At 64.1% G+C, this 9,903-nt stretch carries 8 protein-coding genes, 2 tRNA genes and 1 pseudogene; 7 read left to right on the top strand and 4 right to left on the bottom strand.

The window, feature by feature from the left end:
* Positions 1-1,227: type I polyketide synthase (locus ACLP9N_RS33990; RefSeq protein WP_442411503.1), on the top strand; the 1,227-nt coding region annotated here is incomplete at its 5' end.
* 11 nt (positions 1,228-1,238) lie between these two features.
* Entirely contained in the window at positions 1,239-4,958 is a 3,720-nt protein-coding gene (locus ACLP9N_RS33985) for a type I polyketide synthase (protein WP_442411502.1), read from the top strand.
* A gap of 279 nt (positions 4,959-5,237) precedes the next feature.
* Here ACLP9N_RS33985 and ACLP9N_RS33980 read toward each other — a convergent pair.
* A pseudogene (locus tag ACLP9N_RS33980) lies at positions 5,238-5,672 on the bottom strand (IS1634 family transposase); the annotation flags it as partial.
* Positions 5,673-5,797: 125 nt separating this feature from the next.
* On the opposite strand from ACLP9N_RS33980, the gene ACLP9N_RS33975 reads away from it, so the two are divergent.
* Together ACLP9N_RS33975 and ACLP9N_RS33970 are read left to right on the top strand one after the other, a co-directional pair.
* Positions 5,798-6,019, top strand: coding sequence for a hypothetical protein (locus tag ACLP9N_RS33975; protein WP_442411501.1), 222 nt, complete (start codon positions 5,798-5,800; stop codon positions 6,017-6,019).
* A complete protein-coding gene (locus tag ACLP9N_RS33970; RefSeq protein ID WP_442411500.1) occupies positions 6,003-6,155 on the top strand; it encodes a hypothetical protein in 153 nt (50 codons plus the stop codon). The genes ACLP9N_RS33975 and ACLP9N_RS33970 overlap by 17 nt, the downstream gene beginning before the upstream one ends.
* A gap of 332 nt (positions 6,156-6,487) precedes the next feature.
* Here the strand turns inward: ACLP9N_RS33970 and ACLP9N_RS33965 are convergent, their stop codons facing one another.
* Positions 6,488-6,859 (bottom strand): hypothetical protein, encoded by a 372-nt coding sequence (locus ACLP9N_RS33965; protein WP_442411499.1) that lies wholly within the window; start codon positions 6,857-6,859, stop codon positions 6,488-6,490.
* Between the two features lie 419 nt (positions 6,860-7,278).
* Between ACLP9N_RS33965 and ACLP9N_RS33960 the strand changes: the two genes are divergently transcribed.
* The 3 genes from ACLP9N_RS33960 (at position 7,279) to ACLP9N_RS33950 (ending at position 9,658) form a co-directional block, all read left to right on the top strand.
* Positions 7,279-7,698 carry a hypothetical protein gene (locus ACLP9N_RS33960; RefSeq protein ID WP_442411498.1) on the top strand — a complete coding sequence of 140 codons (420 nt, stop codon included), beginning with the start codon at positions 7,279-7,281 and terminating at the stop codon, positions 7,696-7,698.
* A 300-nt stretch (positions 7,699-7,998) separates the two neighbouring features.
* Entirely contained in the window at positions 7,999-8,244 is a 246-nt protein-coding gene (locus tag ACLP9N_RS33955; RefSeq protein ID WP_442411497.1) for a helix-turn-helix domain-containing protein, read from the top strand.
* Positions 8,245-8,527: 283 nt separating this feature from the next.
* Positions 8,528-9,658: a tyrosine-type recombinase/integrase gene (locus ACLP9N_RS33950; RefSeq protein WP_442411496.1), complete on the top strand. Its 1,131-nt coding sequence runs from the start codon at positions 8,528-8,530 to the stop codon at positions 9,656-9,658.
* A gap of 32 nt (positions 9,659-9,690) precedes the next feature.
* Here the strand turns inward: ACLP9N_RS33950 and ACLP9N_RS33945 are convergent.
* Together ACLP9N_RS33945 and ACLP9N_RS33940 are read right to left on the bottom strand one after the other, a co-directional pair.
* A tRNA-Arg gene (locus ACLP9N_RS33945) sits at positions 9,691-9,763 on the bottom strand.
* A gap of 32 nt (positions 9,764-9,795) precedes the next feature.
* A tRNA-Ser gene (locus tag ACLP9N_RS33940) sits at positions 9,796-9,884 on the bottom strand.
* Positions 9,885-9,903: the final 19 nt, after the last annotated feature.

The following is a 9,903-nucleotide window of genomic DNA, read 5'->3' as shown; positions in this document are numbered from 1 at the left end:
GTCGGTCATGTGGTGCTGGCCAGTCGCCGTGGGGATCGCGCCGAGGGGACCGGTGAGTTGGTGGCCGAGTTGACCCAGGCCGGTGCCGAGGTGCAGGTGGTGGCCTGTGATGTCGCCGATCGTGACGCGGTGGCGGCGTTGCTGGCAGGACTGCCCGCGCAGTACCCGCCGTTGACCGGAGTCATACACGCCGCCGGGGTGATCGATGATGCGGTGATCACCTCGTTGACCCCTGACCGGATCGATACGGTGTTGGCGGCCAAGGTGGATGCGGTGTGGAACCTACATGAGTTGACCCGAGATCTGAACCTGTCGATGTTTGTGGTGTTTTCCTCGCTGGCCGGCACGGTGGGCTCTCCAGGGCAGGGTAATTACGCGGCGGCCAACGCTTTCCTGGACGGGTTGGCCAGTCACCGGCGCGCGGCCGGGCTCCCGGCGGTATCGATGGCGTGGGGATTCTGGGAACAAGCCAGCACCATGACCAAACACACAACTGGTGGTGACCTGACCCGAATGAGCCATAGCGGTGTGGCGGCGATGACAACCGATCAAGCACTGGAGTTGTTTGACACCGCGCTCATCGTTAATCACCCCACCGTGGTGGCCGCCCTCCTGGACCGCACGGCGCTGGCCAACCCCACCCTCAGCGCCCGGTTACCGCCGCTGTTTAACAATCTGGTCCGCCACCCCCTGCGGGGGCTGGTCACCACCGAGGCCACCGCAGTCAAATCGGCGCTGGCCCAACGACTCCACGGACTGACCCGCGACCAACAACACAACCTACTACTCGACCTGGTGCGTTCACACATCGCGGTTGTGCTGGGTCACTCCAACCCCGACGACATCGATCCCGGCCGGTCTTTCCAGGGCAGCGGGTTTGCCTCGCTGACCGCCGTCGAGCTAGGTAACCGGCTCAAAACCGCTACCGGGCTGAGCCTTTCATCCACCCTGATCTACGACCAACCCACCCCCGCCGCCTTGGCCACTCACCTTCAGCGACAACTATCTGAGAACAGTGTCAATAATGCGCCCGAGGTCGAAATCCAGCGCCTCATCAGCACGATTCCAGTACAACGGCTTCGCGACGAAGGGATTCTCGACGTGCTTCTAGGCATGCTGGGCGACAAAAGCTCTGCAGATTCCAACAGTAGTGAAGGGGCTTTCGCAGAAATGAACCTGAACGAACTCATGAACATCGCCCTGAGCGGCGAAGGCGATTATGAGTAGTCCCTAGAAAAATGGCTAGCGAAAGCGAAAGCGAAAGAGCAGCTGAAGCCCTCCGACTCTCACTGATACGGATCGAGCGGCTGAAGCAGCAGAACCGGGCTCTTCGTGCGCGGCTGGATGAGCCAGTGGCGGTGGTCGGTATGGCATGCCGGTTCCCCGGGGGTGTTGATTCGGCGGCGGCGTTGTGGGATTTGGTGAGCAGTGGCAGGGACGTGGTGGGCGGGTTCCCGACTGATCGTGGCTGGAATCTGGCGGGTTTGTTTGATCCGGATCCCGATGCGGTGGGTAAGACCTATACGCGTTCTGGGGCGTTTTTGCGGGATGCGACTGGGTTCGACGCTGATTTCTTCGGTATCTCCTCGCGTGAGGCACAGGCTATCGATCCGCAACAACGGCTGCTGCTGGAGGTGTGCTGGGAAGCGTTGGAGACCGCGGGAATCGACCCTGTTGGGTTGGCGGGGTCTGATACCGGCGTGTTCGCCGGGGCGTGGGCACAGCCCTATGGTGCTGCCGGCTCCGATAGCGCTGAGGGTTACGCCCTGACCGGGACCGCGACCAGCGTGGCCTCTGGGCGGGTTGCCTACCTGTTGGGTCTGCAGGGTCCCGCTATCACCGTGGACACCGCGTGCTCGTCTGCACTGGTGGCCACCCATCTGGCGTGTCAGTCCCTGCGCAACGGTGAATCCACTTTGGCGCTTGCCGGCGGTGTCACGGTGATGACGTCACCGGGGGTGTTCACCGAGTTCGCCCGTCAACGCGGGCTGGCCCCTGACGGCCGGTGCAAGGCCTTCGCCGCCGCCGCCGATGGCACCGGCTTTGGGGAAGGCGCCGGGGTTGTGGTCCTGGAACGGCTTAGCGACGCCCGCCGTAACAACCATCGGGTCCTTGCGGTCATCGCTGGGTCTGCTGTCAACCAAGACGGCGCCTCCAACGGTTTGAGCGCCCCTAACGGGCCCGCCCAACAGCGCGTCATCCAGCAGGCGGCAGCCAATGCCGGGCTGACACTTGATCAGGTCGATGTTGTCGAGGCCCACGGCACCGGCACCACCCTGGGCGACCCGATCGAAGCCGGTGCCCTGCTGGCCACCTATGGCGCCAACCGCACCTCTGATCACCCACTTTGGCTGGGATCGATCAAATCGAACCTCGGCCACACCCAAGCCGCCGCGGGAGCCGCCGGGTTGATCAAAATGATCGAGGCTCTCAACCACGACACCTTGCCCCCCACTCTGCACGTCGACCATCCCAGCCCCCACATCGACTGGTCCGCGGGCACGGTCCAACTGCTCACCGAAGCCCTTCCCTGGCCGATGACCAGCCACCCCCGCACCGCGGCGGTCTCATCGTTTGGGATCAGCGGCACCAACGCCCACCTCATCCTGCGACAAGCCCCCACGGGGGCTGTGTCACCCACAGTGTCTGCGGGAGAACCCGTCTCGCAGCCCGCGGGAGAACCTGTCTCGCAACCGCCACTGCGGGTTTGGTCGGTCTCGGCGCGTACCCCCGGGGCCCTGACCGCTCAAGCAGACCGGCTACACGAGCACCTGATCAGCCACCCCAACCTCGAGCTCACCGACCTGGCCTACAGCCTGGCCACCACCCGCACCCACCACTCCTACCGCGCCACCATCACCGAGCGTTCCAGCACCGAGGACCCCCGCGACGATCTGCTGCAAGCCCTGCAAGCACTGGCCGCCGACCAGCCCCACCCCCGCCTCACCCAACACCACAATCCCTCTCACCACAGCAGCAAAACCGTGTTTGTCTTGCCCGGCCAGGGCACCCAATACCCCGGCATGGGCCTAGACCTCTACCGCTATCACCGCACCTTCGCCCACACCCTCGACGAAGTATGCGCAGCCTTGGATAACCATCTCGAAGTCCCGCTACGCGACGTCATGTTCGCCCAGCCAGACACCGCTTCTGCCGAGCTGCTCCGTCAAACCGCGTACGCACAACCTGCGCTGTTCGCCCTGGGCGTGGCCATGCATGTCCTCTTCGTCGAGTCGGGTGTCAGCCCTGACTATCTTTTGGGCCACTCCATCGGAGAACTCACCGCAGCCTACGTCGCCGGTGTGCTGTCACTGCCCGACGCCGCGGTCTTGGTGGCCGCTCGCAGTCGGCTGATGCAATCCTGTCCGCCCGGCGCGATGATCGCCGTGCAGGCCAGCGAACACGACGTCTTAGCTTTGCTCCAAGACCACCCCGGGACTGCCATCGCCGCGATCAACAGCCCAGCATCGATTGTCGTCTCCGGGCATCCCGACGAACTCGGCCGAATCCGCGACCATTGCGCCACGCGCAATTACAGTGTCACCTCGTTGCCGGTCAGCGATGCCTTCCACTCGGCCTCCATGGACCCCGCTCTGCCCGAATTCCATGACATCGCCGCGCGCCTGACTTTCGCCGCGCCCACCGTGCCCATCCTGTCTAACCTCACCGGAGAAATAGCAACCTCCGAACAGCTCACCTCCGCCGAGTACTGGGCCAGACAACTGCGGGAGCCGGTCCGGTTCCACGACAGTGTCGTCCACCTGCTCACTCAGGGTGAGTGCACGTTTGTGGAGTTGTCTCCGCACCCAATGCTGGCCCCGGCGATCACCGACACGTTGGCCGGCGTTTCTGACCGGACCCAGTCGGCGGTCATCACCACCTTGCGCCGAGACCGGCCCGACCTCGACACCGTCGCTACCGCGCTAGCTCAGCTGCACAACCACGGGCACAGCCCGTCCTGGCGGACCCTCTACCCCAAGGGGGGGGTCATCGCGCTTCCCACCTACCCCTTCCAGCATCGCTCCTACTGGCAGCACCCCACCCCCACCGCCGACGTCAGCGCCGCCGGACTGGGCCGGCCCGACCATCCCCTTCTGGGTGCGGTGACCGAACTGGCTGACCAGGACCAGATCGTGTTGACTGGTCGGCTGTCGACGGCCACTCAGCGCTGGCTGGCCGGCCACATGGTGCAGGACATCGTTTTGTTCCCCGGAACCGGGTTCATCGATTTGATCCTGCGGGCCGGTCAGTACACCGACTGCCGCGTCATCGATGAGCTGGTCCTGCACATTCCCCTGGCGTTGTTCGACCACACGCCCACCGACCTTCAGATCTCGGTGCATCCCGCCGATGAGACCGGACGCCGCTCCTTCACCGTTCACTCCCGAACCGGCGACGAACACACCTCCACCCCCTGGATCCTGCACGCCAGCGGCGCTTTGACCGCCGAGCAGCAGCCCGGGTCCGTGCTTCCACCGATGCCGGGTATCGACGCCATCGACGCGGACAGCTTCTATGGGCGGCTGGCCGAACAGGGTTTCGGCTACGACACCCCGTTCCGGTCTCTGCGCGGTATCGGCTACGACCCCGCCCAGCCCGACATTACTTATGCGGAGGTGGCGCTTCCCGCCGACACCAACGTCACCGGATACGGCATCCACCCTGCTCTCCTCGACGCCGCTTTGCACCCGCTGGCCGCCGCGTTCTCCCGCACCGCCCCCGACGCCGATCCGTCGCCGCGGCTTCCGTTCGCGTTCACCGGGATCACCCTGCACGCCACTGCGGCAACCCGGCTCCACGTCCAACTCGCATCCACCGGCCCGGACACCTTCACGCTGCACGCCGCCGACCCGACCGGTGCACCTGTGATCACCATCCGCACCCTTACTCTGCGTGCCCTGCCCGACACCGTCGAGCAGCGGGAGCCCACGGTCGGACTGCAAGACAGCGTGTTCTAACTGAGCTAGCCACCCCTACCCGACGACACCTCCCCGGCCAGCACACCCACATGGGCGGTCTTCACCGATCAACCCGATCGGCTTCCGGCCAGCCTGCAAAACGGCTCGATCCACACCGAGCTGGCCACCCTGGCCCCCACCCCGAACTAGCGGTGTCTCTGAAATGAGTGAATCCCGGGCTGAGCTGGGGATTCGGTGGTTGGTGGGGTGGTTTTTCTGGCTACGCGGTGGTGAGCGGGATGGGTGTGTCGAGGAGGTCGAACCTGAGTTAGGACATTTTTAGTACCCCGGCGTGATGCCGAGCCGGGTGAGGATGTCGCGTTGGGTGCTGGGGATTTCGGGTGGGAAGGTCTCGGTGACGCCGTTGATGACGATGGCCGAGGTCCGTCGTGGCCTGAGTTGTTCGAAGGCGTTGCTGATGGCCAGGCCGGTGCGCTGCTGAATGCAGTGCGCGACGACCAGGGCGGTGAAGACGATGGTCAGGTGGGCTTCGATGGCCTGGCGGGTGTGGTGGAACATCGGCCGTGCCCGTAGGTCGGTTTTGGACATGCGAAACGACTGCTCGACGTGCCACAGGTCGTGGTACTTGGCGATCACTTCGGTGGCGGGCATGTCTTGGACGGGAACGTTGGTGACGTAGCCCTTGAGTCCGACCAGCGATTGCGCCCGCGCCAGGCTGGCCTCATCGAGGCTGCGTCCATCAGCGTGGACTTTTCGCAATGTCAACTTGAAGTGGCCCCGGTGTGACGGGGCGGATTGGCCCCACCCCATGTCTTCGCGGGGCGTTTGGCGTGTTGGGCCTGCTTTGCTTGCCTGGCGGTTGGGTAGGCTTGGGGTCCGTGGCGGAACCTCGTATTGGTCCCTTTCGGGGTCTTGACGCTGGCGAGGCGGTCGAGCTGGGCGAGTTGCTGGCGTTCTTCAGCGACTGGCTGGCCAGCGATCCTAACCGATTGGATGCGTCGTTGTATGAGTTCGTCTGCGTGCCAGACTATGTCGGCCCGGTGTGCACAGCGGCGGAACTGCGCGCTGAGGTGGACGGGCAACGTGCTCGACGCCGATGATCTTGACGACCAGTACCGCGCAATCGACGCCTACTCCCACCACGTGAGCACCGTGGCCGACAACTCCCACGCGGCCTGGGACGCGCTGCAGCAGACCACATCGGCGAAGACCCCCGAGCCCTCGCAATCGCACTGACGCCAGTTCGCGTGTCCGCGCTGCCGTCAAGCGCGAACCGCTGACGGTCTCCCTCGCGACCCTCGTGCGCGTACGTATTCTCCAACCGCGCGCCTTCGAGTGGACGCCGACGCGAACGCAGACAACGGTTCTTCACCCCGGCCAGCAAGGGAGGAATCGCCTGGACCCGATTGTCGCGGACGCAGCCACGACTCAGGACGCGCGTCGACACTGCTGATGACGCAGCGCACGCACGCGCTTGATGGCTACCGCAAAACGCACTCCTGCCGCGTGAACGAGTACGCGCGGCGCGCTTGTCGCGTCGACGCGATGCGGCGCCCAGGGTCGCCCGTCTATTCCGCGATCAGCCGGGCGCGGCGCAGGGCGCGCAGCAGCTCGGTGGCCGCGCGGAGGGTAGGCGCGTGAGCGCCGGCGTCTAAACGTCCGGCGGCGGCGTCGGCTGCCAGCGCCTCCAGCACGGTGCGACACGCGCGCGGAGACCGAAGAACAATCGCTGCGGCGTCTGCGGCCGCAGGCTGCGCGATCGTGGTCTCGACGCGGACGCGTTCCACGATCCTCTCGACGGGCTTCTCTCTGACCTCGATACGCACACCGACGGCGCCGTTCTTGGCGGCACGACGTTCCTCATAGGCAGCTCGCCGGCACCGCTGCGAGCACCAGATGGGTGGGCGTCCGGGCCGGGGCGGCCACTGCTGCCTGCGCACTTCAGCACCGCACCTGGGGCAAAAACAGTCCACAACAGTAGTTTAGCGTGACCTACGTAATTACATACGGACGTAATTGCGTTGTCGATCCGAGACCTTAATGCAAGAGGTGTGTGGTGTTTGGTGGGCGGCTTTTCCAGTGTCTGCCGTGACGGTGAGATTGTTCGGCGATGGTCCTCATGGGGAGCGCGACGGTAGTGCCGCCGGTGGTGGATCTGTGAGGCGTGGGAGACCCTGGGGGCGAGGTTGGTAACGACGGTGGAGAGGGGCCCGCCGGCGGTCATATCGTGCGGCCATGAACATTCAGTCGATGACCGCAGCCCCCAAGGCAGTGCGTGGGTCCAAACGAAAGCCCGACCCGAACGGGCACAGCGGGAGCGGAAGAACCTCGAGGTTTAGCCGACAGCGACCGTGAACATGTGCTCATCGATGGCAGGCGGGCAATACGTCCTGCAAGCCTCTACCACAGGCTGTGCGAGCTGATCGATGCAGCACAGGCTAAAGCCATGGTCGAGTGGGAAGCTCTACACAACCTCGACCCAGCGCACCTGCCGCCGGATGCTGGCGTCGCGGCGGATGCTCTATCAGATGCGTTGGAGCTCTCCATCGTTCAAATGCGACTCGCCACCGCAGCGGTGTGCGAAGCGTTCGGAGACCATGAAAGAGCTGAGGCAATCCGAACCGCATCGGCGCGAGACACACTATTCGTACAATGCGCATCGGAAACGCAACTGCTGCTGCGGGAGTCGGGGGTGGCACGATTGACCCCAGCACTTATACCGCGGATACGAACCGACCTCGAGGCCATCGACCGTATCGACTATCTCGGCACGCTCTAGCGGATAGGGTTTTGTCCACACGCCATGGCGACAAATGTTGAATTTCAACAAATTTGAGGCTCTTGCCTAACGAATCGGGCGTCTCTGGTAGACGAAACCTCCACCTTGTACTTACGTTCAGGTGATGCAGGGCCTAACAGCGCGGAGTGGCGCAGCGAGTGTCAACTCGAACGATCGCGGACGGTCGCCGTCACCCTCACCAACAGAAGCGAAGCCGCGGCGTCCTCTCGGCGGCGCGGTCGGCAGATGCAGCAATAATCTGACGGCCGAACATCTGATCTAAGAGTGGAGCGTAACGCGATGAATTCGGCCGAATTCGCCGTAGAGCACGATCCAAATCGGACGCATAACGCCAGCGTGGCCGCGAATCCCGCCTTGCTGCTGACCATCCCGGAAGCGGCCGCCTTTTTGCGCATAAGTCGGTCGTCGATCTATCGACTATTCGATGCTGGTGAGTTACGTTGGGTAAGGGTTTGCGCCTCTCGGCGTGTTAGCACCGCCGAGATCAATCGCTTCATCGCAGAACACACAGAAGCAGCATCGTGATATCAGCCCAAGCTCCGGCGAGTGACTGAGCATGGCTGAGCGTCGTCAGCTCCCCCACAGATTCGGCGTGTCGAGCTGGCACGGCGCGCCGACGGCAAGCCCGTCGTGCCTTACCAAGTGGCCGTGGACACCGGAATCGTCGGTGGAAGGCGAAAACAGCTGCGCCGGTGCCATGTACACGGTTCTCCTACCTGTGCCGTTGTGACCGATGGTTGAGCGCCGCCAGCTACCACCGCAAATCAAACGCATCGAACTGACCCGCCGCGCTGGCGGGCGACCGGTCGTGCGGTACCAACTGACAGTCGACGTAGGAATCGTCGACGGGAAACGCAAGCAGCTCCGAAAGCGTTACACCAAAGAGCATGGCGCCCGCAAGGCACTTGATGAGATCCGCGGCGACGTCGCCAGGGGGACGTATGTGCACGACAAGGCGCTCACGGTCGACAAGGCAATCGAGGACTGGCTCTTGTCCCGCCATGGCATCAAAGCCAAGAGTAAATCCGGCTATACCGGGGTGCTCGCACCGGTGCGTTCCGAGCTAGGACATCTCTCAGTCCAAAAGCTCACTCGCCGCGACATCGACGAACTCATCCAGCGCCTGCGTGACGGTTCGGTGGCCCGCGCGAAAGGGGAAGGGACACGTCGTAAATGGGGGGCTCGATCGTGCAACTACATGCTCGTCGCCCTTTCCCAGGTCTTCAAGCAGCTTGTCAAGGAAGGCAAGGTCGTCCGGAACATCGTGGAGGACGTCGACCGCGTGCCCGGCAAGCCGAAAAAGTTCGCCACCTACACTCCGGCACAGGTGGAGTGCGTGCTACGAGCGATCCGGAAGGACCGCAATCGCCATGCCTGGCACCTGGCCCTGTGCGGGCTGCGCCGCGGTGAGATTGGCGGGCTGCGGTGGACCAACGTCGACCTTGAGGCCCGGACATTGACCATCGGGCCGACGCGCATCAGCGTGGACGGTAAGGCCATTGAGCAGGATGACGCCAAGTCGGAAGACTCGGAGCGGACCCTTCCGATCCCCGATCCGCTGCGCGCTGAACTGAAGGCTGCGCGCAAACGCCAGGCGGAGGAGCAGCTCGCATTGGGCGCCGCTTATCGAGACGATGGTTACGTGGTGTGCAACGAGGCCGGCGAGCCCTACCACCCCGACACCCTCTCCAAGATGTGGACTAAGGCGGTCGCTGCCGCGGGCGTGCCGCATATCCGGCTGCACGACGCGCGGCACACTTGCGGCACCACCATGCACCTGCAAGGCGTCCCGCCCGCGGTGATCGCAGCGTGGCTCGGCCATGCCGACGTGGCGTTCACGATGCGCACCTACGTGCACTCCCAGCCCGACGCGCTCGCCGAGGGCGCGCATAGTTTGGCGCGGATTGTGACAATTCGTGACAATCTTCCCGGAGGCTGACACGGGCTCAGCGTGTTGTCGCTGGTAAAAAGCGCGCCCGAAGGGATTCGAACCCCCAACCTTCTGATCCGTAGTCAGATGCTCTATCCGTTGAGCTACGGGCGCTTGTCTTCAGTTATGTCCGTCAAACAACTCCGCGGAGGCGAGAGGATTTGAACCTCCGGTCCCCTTTGAGGGGGACAACTCATTAGCAGTGAGCCCCATTCGGCCGCTCTGGCACGCCTCCATCGGACTTTGAGGGTACC

This window comes from Mycobacterium sp., from assembly GCF_052144515.1.
Classification (GTDB): domain Bacteria; phylum Actinomycetota; class Actinomycetes; order Mycobacteriales; family Mycobacteriaceae; genus Mycobacterium.
Note: the sequence above shows the minus strand (reverse complement) of the source record. Positions and strands in the feature narration are given on the sequence as shown.